We start from the raw sequence: 14,073 nt of genomic DNA, 5'->3' as shown, positions 1-14,073 counted from the left end.
CACCCCCAGCGCTCCCGCAGACCTTCGTACCCCTAGGAGTCGATCCACCATGGCGAGCGATGCGCCGACCGCCCATGTTTCCGATCTCGACTGGCTGATGAGCGGCCTCGTGCAGCGCGTCCCGCACACGAGTGCCGCGGTGCTGCTGTCCTGCGACGGGCTCGTGAAGTCCGTGCACGGCCTCGACCCGGACAGCGCCGACCACATGGCCGCACTGGCCTCCGGTCTGTACTCCCTCGGCCGCAGCGCCGGTGTCCGCTTCGGCGACGGCGGCGACGTCCGGCAGGTCGTCGTCGAACTCGCCTCGACCCTGCTGTTCGTCACCACCGCCGGCTCCGGCACCTGCCTGGCCGTGCTCGCGGGCCGCGAGGCCGACGCAGCCGTGCTGGGCTACGAGATGGCCATGCTGGTCAAGAGCGTCCGCCCCTACCTGGTGACCGCTCCCCGGCAGTCCGTCGAATCCCCGGCGATGAGGCCTTGAGCGTGACGGCGGCCGGTGACGGGCCCTGGCTCGACGACGCGGCCGGGCGGCTGGTGCGGCCGTTCACGGTCAGCAACGGCCGCACCCGTCCGACCGTCGCGCTCGACCTCGTGTCGCAGGTGATGGCCACCGGGGCGACCCCCCTCGGCTATCTCGGCCCCGAACACGCGCAGGCGCTCGAACGGTGCCGGGTGCCCGTCGCCGTCGCCGAGGTCGCCGCCCACCTCAAACTGCCGGTGGCCGTCACCAAAGTGCTGCTGGCGGACCTCGTCGACTGCGGGGCGCTGACCACCAAGCCCCCCGCGTTCCACCACAACCCGACGGACCGGGCCCTTCTGGAGGCAGTGCTCGATGGACTACGACGACAGCTCTGACTACACCGACGGACCGGGCCACGGCGCCGACCCGTTCCCCACCGCGCTGAAGATCCTGGTGGCGGGCGGGTTCGGCGTGGGCAAGACGACCTTCGTCGGCGCGGTCAGCGAGATCGCGCCGCTCAGTACGGAGGAGCTGCTCACCACCGTCAGTGCCGCGACCGACAACCTCGACGGCATCGAGAACAAGGTCGAGACGACCGTGGCCATGGACTTCGGCCGCATCACCCTCGACCCGGAACATGTGCTGTACCTGTTCGGCACGCCCGGACAGGAACGCTTCTGGTTCATGTGGGACGAGTTGTGCGAGGGCGCCCTCGGCGCGGTCATCCTCGCCGACACCCGCCGACTGCAGGAGTGTTTCGCCGCCGTCGACTTCTTCGAACAGCGAGGCCTCGGCTTCATCATCGCCGTCAACGAGTTCGACGGTGCCTACCGCTACGACCCCGAGGAGGTGCGCGGTGCCCTGGATCTGTCCCCGGACGTCCCTGTGGTGTGCTGCGACGCGCGGATCTCCAGCTCCGGGGTCCAGACCCTGCTGACCCTGGTACGCCATCTCATCGCCCATACCTCTGCCCCCGCCACGGAGTATGGCGCCCACATGTGACCCCCTCCCACCTGCCACGGAGTTCATATATGCCGCAAGCCCACAGCCCAGGAGCTCGCCCATGACCTACGACCCGCCGCGCCCGGCCGGTCGTCTGCTGCTCACACCCGAGGACAAGGAGGCTCCTGCCCGCACCCGCCGTCTGCGCCGACTGGGCCTGGGGGAGCGCCCCGAACCCGCACTCGACGCCTTCGCGCACCGCCTCGCCGAGCTCACCGGGGCGCCGTACGCCATGGTCAACCTCCCCGACGAGCACGGGCAGTTCTACGCGGGCCTCTTCGTGCCGGCTGTCGCTCCCGTGGTGCGCAGCGACGGCACCAGCCCGCGCCTCAGCCGTTCCCTGCCCCGCGACCACGGCTTCTGCCCCCATGTGGTGGCACGCCGTAAGGCCCTTGCCCTGGAGGACGTGGGTGACTATCCGCGGTTCGCCGGCAACCCGGTGGTCGACGAGTTCGGCATCCGCTCCTATCTGGGGGCGCCGCTCATCGAGGCCACGGGCCTGGTGCTGGGCACGGTCAGCGTCGCGGACGTCGAGCCGCGCCCGTGGGGGAAGCCCGGCCTGACGGCGATCAAGGAGCACGCCGCGCTGCTCGTCGTCGAACTGGAGAGCCGGGACGGCCTGCCGCCCTATTGAAGCCTGGATTCCCGCGGGGCCCCCAAGGGCGTGAAGGAAAGCTGAGGCGGCGCTTAAGAAATCCTCGATGGACCGGTCGGCCCCCGTACGGCAGATTGCTGTGCGATCCCACTCCTCTCCCGGCCCAGGGGTTCCTTCGGCATGCCCGGAGCCGGGACCCACCCTCAGGAGCCGTAGCGGTGAAGGCGCTGGTCAAGCAGAAAGCGGACCCCGGGCTGTGGCTCGCGGACGTCCCCGAGCCGGCCGTCGGGCCCGGCGACGTCCTCATCGAGGTGCTGCGCACCGGAATCTGCGGTACCGACCTGCACATCCGCGCCTGGGACGGCTGGGCCCAACAGGCCATCAGCACCCCGCTCGTGGTCGGGCACGAGTTCGTCGGGGAGGTCGTCGAGACCGGGCGCGACGTCACCGACATCGGCATCGGTGACCGGGTCAGCGGCGAGGGCCACCTGGTGTGCGGCAAGTGCCGCAACTGCCTGGCCGGGCGGCGGCACCTGTGCCGGGCCACCGTCGGTCTGGGCGTGGGCCGGGACGGGGCGTTCGCCGAGTACGTCGTCCTGCCCGCCGCCAACGTCTGGGTGCACCGGGTGCCCGTGGACCTCGACGTGGCCGCGATCTTCGACCCGTTCGGAAACGCCGTGCACACCGCGCTGTCCTTCCCGCTCGTCGGCGAGGACGTCCTCATCACCGGCGCGGGTCCCATCGGCCTGATGGCCGCCGCCGTGGCCCGGCACGCCGGCGCCCGCAACGTCATGATCACCGACGTGAGCGAGGAGCGGCTGGAACTGGCCCGCAAGATCGGCGTCAGCCTCGCGCTCGACGTCTCCGGCGCCGCCATCGCCGACGGGCAGCGCACCCTCGGCCTGCGCGAGGGCTTCGACATCGGCCTGGAGATGTCCGGCCGCCCCGAAGCCCTGCGCGACATGATCGCCAACATGACGCACGGGGGCCGGATCGCGATGCTCGGCCTGCCCGCGCAGGAGTTCCCCGTCGACTGGGCCCGCGTCGTCACCTCGATGATCACCATCAAGGGCATCTACGGTCGCGAGATGTTCGAGACCTGGTACGCGATGTCCGTGCTGCTGGAAGGCGGCCTCGACCTCGCGCCCGTGATCACCGGCCGGTACGGCTTCCGCGACTTCGAGGCGGCGTTCGCCGACGCGGCGAGCGGCCGCGGCGGCAAGGTCATCCTCGACTGGACCGCGTGACTCCCCCCTCACCGCAAGCACTTCAGGAGCCCTCATGTTCGACTCCGTGCGCGACGACCTGCGCGCCACCCTCGACGAGATCCGCGCCGCCGGACTGCACAAGCCCGAGCGCGTGATCGGCAGCCCGCAGTCCGCGACCGTCAACGTCACCGCGGGCGGCCGTCCCGGCGAGGTCCTCAACTTCTGCGCCAACAACTACCTCGGCCTCGCCGACCACCCCGAGGTCGTCGCCGCCGCCCACGAGGCCCTGGACCGCTGGGGCTACGGCATGGCCTCCGTCCGCTTCATCTGCGGAACCCAGGAGGTGCACAAGGAGCTGGAGGCGCGCCTGTCCGCCTTCCTCGGCCAGGAGGACACGATCCTCTACTCCTCCTGCTTCGACGCCAACGGCGGCGTGTTCGAGACTCTGCTCGGCCCCGAGGACGCGGTCATCTCCGACGCGCTCAACCACGCGTCGATCATCGACGGCATCCGGCTGTCCAAGGCTCGCCGCCTGCGCTATGCCAACCGTGATCTGGCCGAGCTGGAGGCCCGGCTGAAGGAGGCCTCCGACGCGCGCCGGAGGCTGATCGTCACGGACGGCGTCTTCTCCATGGACGGCTACGTCGCCCCGCTGCGCGAGATCTGCGACCTCGCCGACCGCTACGACGCGATGGTCATGGTCGACGACTCCCACGCGGTCGGCTTCGTCGGCCCCGGCGGCCGCGGGACGCCGGAGCTGCACGGCGTCATGGACCGCGTCGACATCATCACCGGCACCCTCGGCAAGGCGCTCGGCGGCGCCTCCGGCGGCTATGTCGCCGCCCGCGCCGAGATCGTCGCCCTGCTGCGCCAGCGCTCCCGGCCGTACCTCTTCTCCAACACCCTCGCTCCCGTGATCGCCGCGGCCTCCCTGAAGGTCCTCGACCTGCTGGAGGCGGCGGACGACCTGCGCGTCCGGCTCGCCGAGAACACGGCCCTGTTCCGCCGCCGCATGACCGAGGAGGGCTTCGACGTCCTTCCCGGCGACCACGCCATCGCCCCGGTGATGATCGGGGACGCGGCGGTCGCCGGGCGCATGGCGGAGCTGCTGCTGGAGCGCGGCGTCTACGTCATCGGCTTCTCCTACCCTGTGGTGCCGCAGGGGCAGGCCCGGATCCGCGTCCAGCTGTCGGCCGCGCACTCCACGGACGACGTCGACCGCGCGGTCGACGCCTTCGTGGCGGCACGGGCGGAGCTGGAGGGCTGACCGGCAGCACCCGGTGCATTTGAGACAATCGATCGCATGATCGAAGCGCGGCGGCTCCACATCCTCCGTGCGGTGGCCGACCACCGCACGGTGACGGCGGCTGCCGCCGCGCTGTACCTCACCCCGTCGGCCGTCTCCCAGCAGCTCGCCGCCCTGGAGCAGGAGACCGGTCACCGGCTCGTCGAGCGCGGCGCCAAGGGCGTACGGCTCACCCCCGCCGGTGAGATCCTGCTCAACCACACCAACGCCGTCCTCGCCCAGCTGGAGCGGGCCGAGGCCGAACTCGCCGCGTACAGCTCAGGAGCCGCCGGCACCGTCACGGTCGCCTCCTTCGCCACCGGCATCGCTCTGGTCGTCGCGCCGGCGGTGGCGGCTCTCGCCCGGTCGGCGCCCGGGATCCGCATCCGCGTCCAGGACGCCGAGGGTGACGCCAGCCTGCCGATGGTGCTGGACCGGCAGGTCGATGTCGCCGTCGCCGTCGAGTACCGCGGGGCCCCACCCGCGGACGACCCGCGGCTGGCCCACGTCCCGCTGTACGCCGAGCCCTTCGACGCGGTCGTCCCGGTCACCCACCGCCTGGCCGACACCGCCGAGGTGCCGCTCGCCGAACTGGCCAAGGACGCCTGGATCGGCCCCTACCCCGGCAACCCCTGTCACGACGTGGTGATCCTGGCCTGCGAGAACGCCGGTTTCCAGCCCCGTATGGAGCATTCCTCGGACGACTTCCGCGCGGTCGTCGCCCTCGCCTCGGCCGACGCGGGCGTCGCCCTGGTGCCGCGCTCGGCCCTGCGCGGCATGGACCTCGCCGGAGTGGAAGTCCGCCCCGTCGACGGCACGGCCCCCACCCGGCGGGTCTTCGCCGCCGTACGCCGGGGAGCCGAGGAGCACCCCCTGATCCGCCCGGTGCTGGACGCGCTCGGGGCGGCGGCCCGGCTGTGAGCGGTCCGTAACCCGGCTGTCTCATATACGGGATAGCGTCCCGGATATGAGAAGCGACGAGGTGGACCCCGTCGACGCCCGGCTGGGCGCACGCCTGGCCGAGCTGCGAGCCGAACACGGCTGGTCCCTGGGCGAGTTGGCGGACCGCAGCGGGGTGAGCCGGTCGACCCTGTCCCGGGCCGAACGGGCGGAGACCAGCCCCACGGCCGCACTGCTGAACCGCCTGTGCGCGGTCTACGGGCGCACGATGTCCCAGCTGCTCAGCGAGGTCGAGGCCGAACCGGAGGCCGTCGTCCGCTCCACCGCGCAGCCCGTGTGGCAGGACCGGGCCTCCGGCTTCGTACGGCGGTCCGTGTCACCCCCGCATTCCGCCCTGCGCGGCGAACTCGTCGAAGCGCGCCTCTCGCCCGGCGCCGACATCGCCTACGACCGCCCGCCCGTCGCCGGACTGGAGCAGCACATCTGGATCCTGGAAGGGGCCCTCGACGTGACCGCGCAGGACACCGAACACCACCTCGGCGCCGGCGACTGCCTGCGGATGCGGGTGTGGGGCCCGACCCGGTTCCGGTGCGCCGCCCGCGAGGGCGTCCGCTACCTGCTGGCGGTGGTGCGGCCGTGAACCGACTGGACGAAGCCCGACTGCTGCGACACGCGGGGAAGCTGGCGGACCTGATGGTCGACACCGTGAACGGTGGCGCCTCCGTCGGCTTCCTCGCCCCGCTCTCTCATGCGCGGGCCCTCGCCTGGTGGGAGGGGCGGGCCGCCGACGTGGCCGCGGGCCGGGTCGTCGTATGGGCGGCGCACGACGGGGACCGGGTTCTCGGCACCGTAAGCCTGGCCTTCCCCGACAAGGCCAACAGTCGTCACCGCGCCGAGCTCGTGAAACTGATGGTGCACCCGGACGCCCGCGGGCGCGGCCTCGGCCGCGGGCTCCTGGCCACCGCGCAGGACGCGGCCGCGGCGGCCGGCGTCACCCTCCTGCACCTGGACACCGAGACCGGCGGCCTCGCCGAGCGTCTGTACCGGTCCGCCGGCTGGACCGCGATCGGCGCGATCCCCGACTACGCGGCCGACCCCGGGGGAGTGCTGCGACCGACGACGATCTACTACAAGCGCGTAGCGGCAACCGCTCTCACCAGGTGATTGTCAGTGGGAGCCGATACGGTCCTGCCATGCCGGATGCCGAAGACGTAAGACGTATCGCTCTGTCCCTGCCGGACACGACGGAGAAGATCGCCTGGAGCATGCCCACGTTCCGGGTCGCGGGGAAGATGTTCGCCACGCTGCCGGAGGACGAGACCTCCATCGCCGTGCGCTGCCCCAAGGAGGAGCGTGACGAACTGGTGCTCGCCGAGCCGGGGAAGTTCTGGATCGCCGACCACGAGTCCCAGTTCGAATGGGTGCGGGCCCGGCTCCACGCCATCGAGGACGAAGCCGAGCTGCGGGACATCCTGGCCGACTCCTGGCGCCAGGCCGCCCCGACCCGGCTTCTGGAGGCACACCCCTGGCTGGGTGTCGTGGCGGGGGAGTGACCTCACCGGGGTCTCACGCGGGAACCGCCGCCCCGACGAAGCCCCCGATGCGCTCCCGCAGCGTCCGGGCGTCGAGACCGTGGGCGGCGGCATGCTCCTCCACCCGCCCGTACCGCCGCAGTTCGCGACGGCCCATGCCCAGCCCGGCAGAGGCCCGGAAACGGATGCGCGATCACCGGCGCGAGTGCGGTATGGTTTCCCTGCGCGTTCGGTCAGGGGAATCCCCAGGTCAGACGGGCAACGGGACGTGGCGCAGCTTGGTAGCGCACTTGACTGGGGGTCAAGGGGTCGCAGGTTCAAATCCTGTCGTCCCGACAGAATCGACCAGCGGGTCCGCCGGTATCGGCGGACCCGCTGATTGCTTTCCGGATGTCACCGGGCGGGGTCAGCCACCGCCGTCCAGGTCGTCGCGCCGGCGCACGATCTGCGGCTCGTCGCCGTCGAGCCGCATCTCGTACAGCTTCCCGCGGGCGTTCTCGAAGGGCCGGTGGAGGATCATCATCAGGCGGCCGTCGAAGGTGTGGAAGAGCATGCCGTGGCCGCTGTCGTCGCGGACCAGTGGACGGCGCTGCTCCCACGGTCCCGCGAGGTCCCCCGATCCGGACACGGCGTAGGTCTGCACGTAGCCGCCGCTGACCGTGCCGTCCTGGCCGGCCACGTTCTTCTCGTAGGTCGACCACAGCATGAGCAGGGAGCCGTCGGGGGCGCGGTACAGCTGGGGGCCGTCGGTGATGTAGGGCGGGAGCTGGTGCGGGGCGCCGGCGGGGATCTGCTCCGAGGTCCAGGGCGTGTCCGAGGCCTTGAAGAGGTACACCGGGTCGCCGACCGTCCGGGAGAGGTCGGGGCTCAGCCGGATCGCCTCCATCGTTCCGTCGATCGTCTGGAGCCACTCGTGCGCGTACACCATCCAGGGCTGCCCGGACGGGTCGACGTACAGCGTGCCGTCCAGGGTCATGAGGTGCTCGGGCGGGACCGGGCGCGACGGGTCGAGCACCGTGAAGGGGCCGAGCAGGGAGTCGGAGACCGCCGTGATCGTGCCGCGCATGTGGGTCGGGGTCCGGAAGGGCACACCCCACTGGTTCGGCGGCGGAACCGGAAGCGGCCGGTCCGTGTTGTGGAGCGTCGTGAACAGGTAGTACCGGCCATCCCACGCGTGCACCTCCGGCGCCCACGCGCCGTCCGTGGCCCAGATGCCCTCCTGCCCGGCCGTCAGGAATACCACCACCGGCGGCGTCCAGTCGCGCAGGTCACGGCTGCGGTAGACCATCGTGCCGGTGCCGTCCGCGCCCGACACGGAGGGGACGTTGGACGTGTACAGGTGGTAGGTGCGGGTCGCGTCGTCGGCGACGACGAACGGGTCGTGCAGCGGCATGTCCGGCAGCCGCATAGGCGAGGTCCTTTCCTCAGCACCCCCGACGGTCAGATCGCGCAACCCGCGTGGGCCAGCGCCTGCTTGAGCAGCACCCCGTGCCCGCCCGGCATCTCGCTCTGCACCGCCTCCGAGACGGCCTCCTGCGGGCTGAACCACACCAGGTCCAGCGCGTCCTGCCGGGGCCGGCAGTCACCCGTCACCGGCACGATGTAGGCGAGGGACACCGCGTGCTGGCGCGGGTCGTGGTACGGCGTGATGCCCTGCGTCGGGAAGTACTCCGCGACGGTGAACGGCTGGAGCGATGCCGGGACCCGGGGCAGCGCGACCGGGCCGAGGTCCTTCTCCAGATGGCGCAGGAGGGCGTCGCGGACGCGCTCGTGGTGCAGCACACGGCCGGAGACCAGCGTCCGGCTGACCGTTCCGTCGGGCCCCATGCGCAGCAGCACACCGACACTCGTGACTTCGCCGCTGTCGTCGACCCGGACCGGGACGGCATCGACGTACAGGATCGGCATGCGGGCGCGCGTCATCTCCAGGTCGTCGGAGGACAGCCAGCCGGGCGTGGTTTCGGTCATGTCAGACATCGCTTGATCATACTTTCAGCCGTTCGGACTTCCTGGGTAGCCGCTCCTGGAGAACTGTGACCGGCCACACGCCGGTTCAATCGTCCTCCGGCCCTTCGGTCTGCAGCAGGCAGACCCGCGGGGCGTTGTCCCGCCCGGCCCACCGCGCGATCCGCAGCGCGTCCGGCAGGGTCGGTTCGTCGGCGTCCACCCGTTCCTGGAGCAGCCCCGCCAGACCCTGCCGGAAAGCGAGCGCGCCGGGGTGGTGGGACTCGGGCACACCGTAGGCGTCGGAGCTGTACAGGAGCTTGCGGAACGGTGTGATCTCCAAGGCCTCCGCGAGGACCGCACCGGCCCGGGACGGACCGCACCGGCCCGGGACGGGCCGCCGGGCACGGGACGGGCCGCCGGGCACGGGACGGGCCGCCGGGCACGGGATCGGCCGAGGTGGTATACGTCCTCCGCGGTTCTCCCGGGATTCCTTCGGCGAAGGCGGCGTCGTCAGGGCTTCACGGCCACCGCGCCGTACTGCGGCACCAGCACGGCCGATCCGGGCTGGGCACGCCACTGCCCGCACGACACCATGCCCGGTTCCAGTACCTCCAGCCCCTCGAAGAACGCGGCGATGTCCGCGCCGCTGCGGGCGGTGATCGGGGGAGTCGCGTTCTCGTTCCAGAACTTCATGGCCGGGATCTGGCCCGCGCCGCCGACCTCGTCGTCGAAGGTGGGATGGGTGAGGACCAGGAAGCTGCCGGACGGCACCGCGGCCATCACCCGGCGCACGATGTCCCGGGCCTTCTCGAAATCGAGCACGAAGTTGAGGATGCCCAGCATCATCACGGCGACGGGCTGCGTGAAGTCCAGATTGTGTCCCGCCCGTTCGAGGATGGCGTCCGGGTCGTGCACATCGGCGTCGATGTAGGCGGTGACGCCGTCGTGGGTGCCGGTGAGCAGGGTGCGGGCGTGCACCAGCACGATGGGGTCGTTGTCGACGTAGACGATGCGGGAGTCGGGCGCGAGCCGCTGCGCGATCTCGTGGGTGTTGTCCGCCGTGGGCAGTCCCGTGCCGATGTCGAGGAACTGCCGCACTCCGCGCTCGCCGGCGAGGAACGACACGGCCCGGCCGAGGAAGTCCCGGTCCGCCCGGGCGATGTCCCGGATGATCGGGAACATGCCGGCGACCTGCTCGCCGACCTGCTGGTCGACCTCGTAGTTGTCCTTGCCGCCGATCCAGTAGTTCCACACGCGCGCGTTGTGCGCCACACCGGTGTTCAGCCTCGCCGACCCTCCCGAAGGGGTGTGGACATCACTCACGACTCGTCCTCTCCTCGCACGCCCGACCGGAACCGGTCATCGCCGCCATTGTGCCGCTCCGATGATCACGCTGTCCCGGGAATCGGCGGAGCGGGGGCGGGGCGGGGGGTCGGCGCCGGGTGGCTCGCAGGAGGCGATCGCCGTGCCGAACGGCTCAGTTGGGGCTCGGGGCGGGTGACTTCCCGGCCAGGACGTCCTTGAGCCGCTGGGTGCCCTGCCGCACGGCCTGCTGCGCGGAGTCGTTCTCGTCCCCGTCGAGCCCGCCGGCCGTGACCGTGATCGCGTCGTCCCCGACCCGCACGGCGGCGACATCCAGGGTCAGCGTCACGTCGTCGCCGCCGGCCGAGCCCTGCACCGTCACGCGCAGCCCCTGACGGGCGTCGCCCACCTCGGGCAGCGAGATCTCGATGACCTGGACGGTGCGCTTCTCCCCACCGTCGGTCACGGTGAACTGGTCACACTTCTCCGGCAGGGTGCCCATCCAGTTCAGCGAGTCCTGCGGGTCGGTCCGGTCGTAGGAGGCGACCTGGTACAGCAGGCGGGAGTCGCCCTGCTGGAAGCCGCGCAGCTCGGACGCGCCCGAGGGCCTGCCCAGCAGATCGTCGTCGAACAGCGAGCCGAGCAGCCGCCGGCAGTCGGACGCCTGGGCCTTGTCGGTGAGGAAGTCGGAGACGTCGACGGTGCCGATGAGCAGGCTGTCGTGCCAGTTCTCGGCCTCGGATTCCTTCACCTGCGTCCAGTCGTCCTCGATGTCCGCCTCGGTGATCAGCGCGGTCCGGGCGCCGTCCGTGGACAGGGTGGCGGTGGGAGAGGGGGTCTGCCGCTCTCCCGCGACCTGTGACGCGGTGACGCCCCGGACGCGCGAACCGTCCGTGCCGCCGTCGTCCGAGCAGGAGGCGGTGCAGACCAGCGTGCCTGCCGCCAGGGCGGGGGAGAGAACGCGGACGAGCCGGGACGGACGACGGGTCATCGGGAGTGCCTCCTGGGAACGTGACGCGTGCGCTCAGCGCACCGGCGCCGAGCGCCCACCACCGGCGCCGGACCGATCGGGTGAGCGCCGCCGGGCGCGAGGACCGTCCGACCTCTGGCGTCAGGGCTCACGCCCGCTGTTCAATAAGACTGCACAACACGCCGCGCAAGACCCACCAGCCGCCCGAGCAGAGGAGCCGCCCGTGTCACCCGCCGTCGTGCCGCCCGTCGGCGCGCGCATCCGGCAGGCGCGTCTGGAGCGCGGTACGAGCCTGCGCGCGCTGGCCCGGGAGGTCGGGGTGTCGCCGAGCCTCGTGTCGCAGATCGAGACCGGCAAGAGCCAGCCGTCGGTCAGCACCCTGTACGCGATCACGACGGCCCTCGGCATCTCCGTCGAGTCCCTCTTCGACGTACGGGAGAACGCCGTCGCGTCCCCGCCCGGGGCGTCACCGGGCACCGTGCCGCACGCCCTCGCCGCCCTCGCCGCCCAGCCGGGACGGCGGATCGGGCCGCTGGTCGGCGTGGGCGGGCGCGAGACGCTGGAGCTGGACTCGGGGGTCGTGTGGGAGCGTCTGGGGCGGGTGCCGGGCGCGGAGGCCGACTTCCTGCTGGTGACGTACCGGCCGGGCGGCTCCTCCTCGGGCTCCGGCGCGCTGATGCGGCACCCCGGCACCGAGTACGGCTATCTCACCTCCGGCGAGCTGGTCCTCACCCTCGGATTCGAGGAGTACACGCTGCGGCCGGGCGACTCCGTCTGCTTCGAGTCGACGACACCCCACCGTTACCGCAACGATGGAGGGGTACCGGCCGTGGGCGTCTGGTTCGTGTCCGGCGATGTTCAGTGACACTTGACACCCATCGCGCACGGGCGTTCACTCCGAAGTGGGGGTGGTCGCCATGGCGATCCGCACATACGGCCCCAACGCCGTCGACTGGGAAGAGCGCATCGACCTGGACCGGCTGCGCGGGCAGCGGCTGGCCCGGCTGCGCGAGTCCCTGAACCGCTCCGCCCTGGGCGCGGTGCTCAGCTTCGACTTCGCCAACATCCGCTACATGACGGCCACCCACATCGGCACATGGGCGATGGACAAGCTGATCCGCTTCGCCCTGCTGGTGCGCGACGGCGAACCGGTCGTCTGGGACTTCGGCTCCGCCGCCCGCCACCACCAGCTGTACAACCCGTGGCTCGATCACAGCGACGGCAAGGGCGGCCCGCCCACCGGTGCCCGGGCCGGCATCTCCACCCTCCGCGGCGCCTTCCACCCGGACGCCGGGATCGCCGAGGACGTGGCCGCCAAGATCGCCGCCGAGCTGCACGACCACGGGCTCGCCGGCGAACCCCTCGGCGTCGACGTCGCCGAGATGCCGGTCCTCGCCGCGCTGCGCGCCGAGGGCATCGACGTCGTCGACGGGCAGCAGGTCTTCCTGGAAGCCCGCCGCATCAAGACCGGCGACGAGATCGCCCTGCTCACCCAGGCCTGCGCCATGGTCGACGCGGCGTACGAGGAGCTCTACGGGTACCTGCGTCCGGGGGTGCGGGAGAACGAGTGCGTCGGCCTGGTCAGCAAGGTGCTCTACGACCTGGGCAGCGAGTACGTCGAGGGCGTGAACGCCATCTCGGGCGAGCGCTGTTCACCGCATCCGCATGTCTACAGCGACCGGCTGATCCGCCCCGGCGACCCCGCCTTCTTCGACATCCTGCACAGCCACCTCGGCTACCGCACCTGCTACTACCGCACGTTCGCCGTGGGCAGCGCCTCGCGGGCGCAGCAGGACGCGTACGTGCGCTGCCGGGAGTACATGGACGAGGCGATCGCGCTCGTCCGGCCCGGTGCGACCACCGCCGACATCGTCCGGGTGTGGCCGCGCGCCGAGGAGTTCGGCTTCGCCGACGAGACCGCGGCGTTCGCCCTCCAGTACGGCCACGGCGTCGGCCTGTCGATCTGGGAGAAGCCGATCTTCAGCCGCCTGGTCTCCCTCGACCACCCCGAAGTCCTGGAAGAGGGCATGGTCTTCGCCCTGGAGACGTACTGGCCGGCCGCCGACGGCTGGTCCGCCGCCCGGATCGAGGAGGAACTGGTCGTCACCGCCGGCGGCTGCGAGGTCATCACCAAGTTCCCCGCCGAGGAACTGCTGGTGGCCGGGCGCAAGTACTGGACGGTGGGCGGCGAGCTGAACACCCGGCGCGAGGCGCAGTCCCACCTCAACACCGGGGACCGCGCGCGGACGGACACGGGGGAGCCCTCACACGCGCACACCACGGACCGGCGGATGGCCCGGCAGGAGCACTGATGGACGCCACCGCGCTCCTCGACCGGTACGAGCGGATGAACGTCATCCGCCGGACGGAGAAGGCCGCCCACGACCTGTTCCTGCGGGGCCTGGTGAAGGGCACCACACACCTGGCCGCCGGGCAGGAGGCCATCGCCGTCGGGGCGAGCGCCGCCCTGCGCCCGGACGACTACGTCTTCGCCACCTACCGGGGCCACCACCATGCCCTCGCCCGCGGCGCCACCCCCGAGGAGTGCCTCGCGGAGCTGATGAGCCGGGCGACGGGGCTGTGCAAGGCCAAGGGCGGCTCCATGCACCTGACCAAGGCGGCCACCGGCATGCTCGGCTCGTACGCCATCGTCGGCTCCCATCTCCCGATGGCGGTGGGCGCCGCATGGTCGGCCCGGCTGCGCGGCACCGAGCAGCTCGCGGTCGCCTTCTTCGGCGACGGCGCGACCAACATCGGCGCCTTCCACGAGTCGCTCAACCTGGCCGCCGTGTGGAAACTGCCGGTGTTGTTCGTGTGCGAGAACAACCTGTACATGGAGTACACCCCCATCGCCGACGTCACGGCCGTGCCC

General features: G+C 71.6%; 17 protein-coding genes, 1 tRNA gene and 2 pseudogenes. 14 read left to right on the top strand and 6 right to left on the bottom strand.

The features are described 5' to 3' along the window. Positions 1-49 precede the first annotated feature (49 nt). From C1J00_RS24540 to C1J00_RS24495, 10 genes are all read left to right on the top strand, one after another. Entirely contained in the window at positions 50-481 is a 432-nt protein-coding gene (locus C1J00_RS24540) for a roadblock/LC7 domain-containing protein (RefSeq protein ID WP_031135180.1), read from the top strand. A gap of 2 nt (positions 482-483) precedes the next feature. After that, the gene (locus C1J00_RS24535) at positions 484-855 is read left to right on the top strand and encodes a DUF742 domain-containing protein (protein ID WP_062930368.1); all 372 of its coding nucleotides are present in this window, start codon (positions 484-486) and stop codon (positions 853-855) included. After that, on the top strand, positions 833-1,462 hold the full coding sequence (locus C1J00_RS24530) for a GTP-binding protein (protein ID WP_102911216.1): 630 nt from the start codon (positions 833-835) through the stop codon (positions 1,460-1,462). Before C1J00_RS24535 ends, C1J00_RS24530 begins: the two co-directional genes overlap by 23 nt. Before the next feature lie 61 nt (positions 1,463-1,523). Further along, a complete protein-coding gene (locus C1J00_RS24525; protein ID WP_102911215.1) occupies positions 1,524-2,096 on the top strand; it encodes a GAF domain-containing protein in 573 nt (190 codons plus the stop codon). Positions 2,097-2,275: 179 nt separating this feature from the next. Continuing rightward, complete coding sequence (gene tdh, locus C1J00_RS24520; RefSeq protein ID WP_102911214.1) at positions 2,276-3,304, top strand: L-threonine 3-dehydrogenase; 1,029 nt, start codon at positions 2,276-2,278, stop codon at positions 3,302-3,304. A 34-nt stretch (positions 3,305-3,338) separates the two neighbouring features. Continuing rightward, positions 3,339-4,532: a glycine C-acetyltransferase gene (locus C1J00_RS24515; protein WP_102911213.1), complete on the top strand. Its 1,194-nt coding sequence runs from the start codon at positions 3,339-3,341 to the stop codon at positions 4,530-4,532. A 36-nt stretch (positions 4,533-4,568) separates the two neighbouring features. Continuing rightward, the gene (locus C1J00_RS24510) at positions 4,569-5,471 is read left to right on the top strand and encodes a LysR family transcriptional regulator (protein ID WP_102911212.1); all 903 of its coding nucleotides are present in this window, start codon (positions 4,569-4,571) and stop codon (positions 5,469-5,471) included. A gap of 46 nt (positions 5,472-5,517) precedes the next feature. Next, positions 5,518-6,090, top strand: coding sequence for a helix-turn-helix domain-containing protein (locus C1J00_RS24505; RefSeq protein WP_102911211.1), 573 nt, complete (start codon positions 5,518-5,520; stop codon positions 6,088-6,090). A 53-nt stretch (positions 6,091-6,143) separates the two neighbouring features. Beyond that, a complete protein-coding gene (locus C1J00_RS24500; RefSeq protein WP_102911217.1) occupies positions 6,144-6,614 on the top strand; it encodes a GNAT family N-acetyltransferase in 471 nt (156 codons plus the stop codon). A 29-nt stretch (positions 6,615-6,643) separates the two neighbouring features. Continuing rightward, the gene (locus C1J00_RS24495) at positions 6,644-7,003 is read left to right on the top strand and encodes an MmcQ/YjbR family DNA-binding protein (protein ID WP_102911210.1); all 360 of its coding nucleotides are present in this window, start codon (positions 6,644-6,646) and stop codon (positions 7,001-7,003) included. Positions 7,004-7,016: 13 nt separating this feature from the next. On the opposite strand, the pseudogene C1J00_RS24490 reads toward C1J00_RS24495, so the two are convergent. Then, positions 7,017-7,148: pseudogene (locus C1J00_RS24490) on the bottom strand (transketolase); the annotation flags it as partial. Positions 7,149-7,244: 96 nt separating this feature from the next. Between C1J00_RS24490 and C1J00_RS24485 the strand changes: the two are divergent. Beyond that, positions 7,245-7,318: transfer RNA gene (locus C1J00_RS24485), tRNA-Pro, on the top strand. Positions 7,319-7,388: 70 nt separating this feature from the next. On the opposite strand, the gene C1J00_RS24480 is transcribed toward C1J00_RS24485, so the two are convergent. From C1J00_RS24480 to C1J00_RS24460, 5 genes and pseudogenes are all read right to left on the bottom strand, one after another. Next, on the bottom strand, positions 7,389-8,390 hold the full coding sequence (locus C1J00_RS24480; RefSeq protein WP_102911209.1) for a glycoside hydrolase family 43 protein: 1,002 nt from the start codon (positions 8,388-8,390) through the stop codon (positions 7,389-7,391). Positions 8,391-8,422: 32 nt separating this feature from the next. Then, a complete protein-coding gene (locus C1J00_RS24475; RefSeq protein WP_102911208.1) occupies positions 8,423-8,959 on the bottom strand; it encodes an NUDIX hydrolase family protein in 537 nt (178 codons plus the stop codon). A gap of 76 nt (positions 8,960-9,035) precedes the next feature. Further along, a pseudogene (locus tag C1J00_RS24470) lies at positions 9,036-9,305 on the bottom strand (amidohydrolase family protein); the annotation flags it as partial. A 134-nt stretch (positions 9,306-9,439) separates the two neighbouring features. Beyond that, a complete protein-coding gene (locus tag C1J00_RS24465) occupies positions 9,440-10,252 on the bottom strand; it encodes an SAM-dependent methyltransferase (RefSeq protein WP_102911207.1) in 813 nt (270 codons plus the stop codon). Between the two features lie 154 nt (positions 10,253-10,406). Next, the gene (locus tag C1J00_RS24460; protein WP_102911206.1) at positions 10,407-11,222 is read right to left on the bottom strand and encodes a hypothetical protein; all 816 of its coding nucleotides are present in this window, start codon (positions 11,220-11,222) and stop codon (positions 10,407-10,409) included. A 202-nt stretch (positions 11,223-11,424) separates the two neighbouring features. Between C1J00_RS24460 and C1J00_RS24455 the strand changes: the two genes are divergently transcribed. From C1J00_RS24455 to C1J00_RS24445, 3 genes are all read left to right on the top strand, one after another. After that, positions 11,425-12,066, top strand: a complete 642-nt coding sequence (locus C1J00_RS24455; RefSeq protein ID WP_102911205.1) for a helix-turn-helix domain-containing protein — start codon at positions 11,425-11,427, stop codon at positions 12,064-12,066. A 52-nt stretch (positions 12,067-12,118) separates the two neighbouring features. Continuing rightward, complete coding sequence (locus C1J00_RS24450; RefSeq protein WP_245936486.1) at positions 12,119-13,513, top strand: M24 family metallopeptidase; 1,395 nt, start codon at positions 12,119-12,121, stop codon at positions 13,511-13,513. After that, positions 13,513-14,073: thiamine pyrophosphate-dependent dehydrogenase E1 component subunit alpha (locus tag C1J00_RS24445; RefSeq protein ID WP_146046249.1), on the top strand; the 561-nt coding region annotated here is incomplete at its 3' end. The genes C1J00_RS24450 and C1J00_RS24445, both read left to right, overlap by 1 nt.

The organism is Streptomyces cahuitamycinicus (genome assembly GCF_002891435.1).
In the GTDB taxonomy this organism is placed as follows: domain Bacteria; phylum Actinomycetota; class Actinomycetes; order Streptomycetales; family Streptomycetaceae; genus Streptomyces; species Streptomyces cahuitamycinicus.
This window is presented reverse-complemented; position numbering and strand designations above follow the sequence as displayed.

What these genes read in the sequence shown, in the direction of transcription:
- C1J00_RS24540 (WP_031135180.1), top strand. Translation starts at nt 50, where the DNA reads ATGGCGAGCGATGCGCCGACCGCCCATGTTTCCGATCTCGACTGGCTG.
- C1J00_RS24530 (WP_102911216.1), top strand. Translation starts at nt 833, where the DNA reads ATGGACTACGACGACAGCTCTGACTACACCGACGGACCGGGCCACGGC.
- C1J00_RS24525 (WP_102911215.1), top strand. Translation starts at nt 1,524, where the DNA reads ATGACCTACGACCCGCCGCGCCCGGCCGGTCGTCTGCTGCTCACACCC.
- C1J00_RS24515 (WP_102911213.1), top strand. Translation starts at nt 3,339, where the DNA reads ATGTTCGACTCCGTGCGCGACGACCTGCGCGCCACCCTCGACGAGATC.
- C1J00_RS24510 (WP_102911212.1), top strand. Translation starts at nt 4,569, where the DNA reads ATGATCGAAGCGCGGCGGCTCCACATCCTCCGTGCGGTGGCCGACCAC.
- C1J00_RS24505 (WP_102911211.1), top strand. Translation starts at nt 5,518, where the DNA reads ATGAGAAGCGACGAGGTGGACCCCGTCGACGCCCGGCTGGGCGCACGC.
- C1J00_RS24500 (WP_102911217.1), top strand. Translation starts at nt 6,144, where the DNA reads ATGGTCGACACCGTGAACGGTGGCGCCTCCGTCGGCTTCCTCGCCCCG.
- C1J00_RS24495 (WP_102911210.1), top strand. Translation starts at nt 6,644, where the DNA reads ATGCCGGATGCCGAAGACGTAAGACGTATCGCTCTGTCCCTGCCGGAC.
- C1J00_RS24480 (WP_102911209.1), bottom strand. Translation starts at nt 8,390, where the DNA reads ATGCGGCTGCCGGACATGCCGCTGCACGACCCGTTCGTCGTCGCCGAC.
- C1J00_RS24475 (WP_102911208.1), bottom strand. Translation starts at nt 8,959, where the DNA reads ATGTCTGACATGACCGAAACCACGCCCGGCTGGCTGTCCTCCGACGAC.
- C1J00_RS24460 (WP_102911206.1), bottom strand. Translation starts at nt 11,222, where the DNA reads ATGACCCGTCGTCCGTCCCGGCTCGTCCGCGTTCTCTCCCCCGCCCTG.
- C1J00_RS24450 (WP_245936486.1), top strand. Translation starts at nt 12,119, where the DNA reads ATGGCGATCCGCACATACGGCCCCAACGCCGTCGACTGGGAAGAGCGC.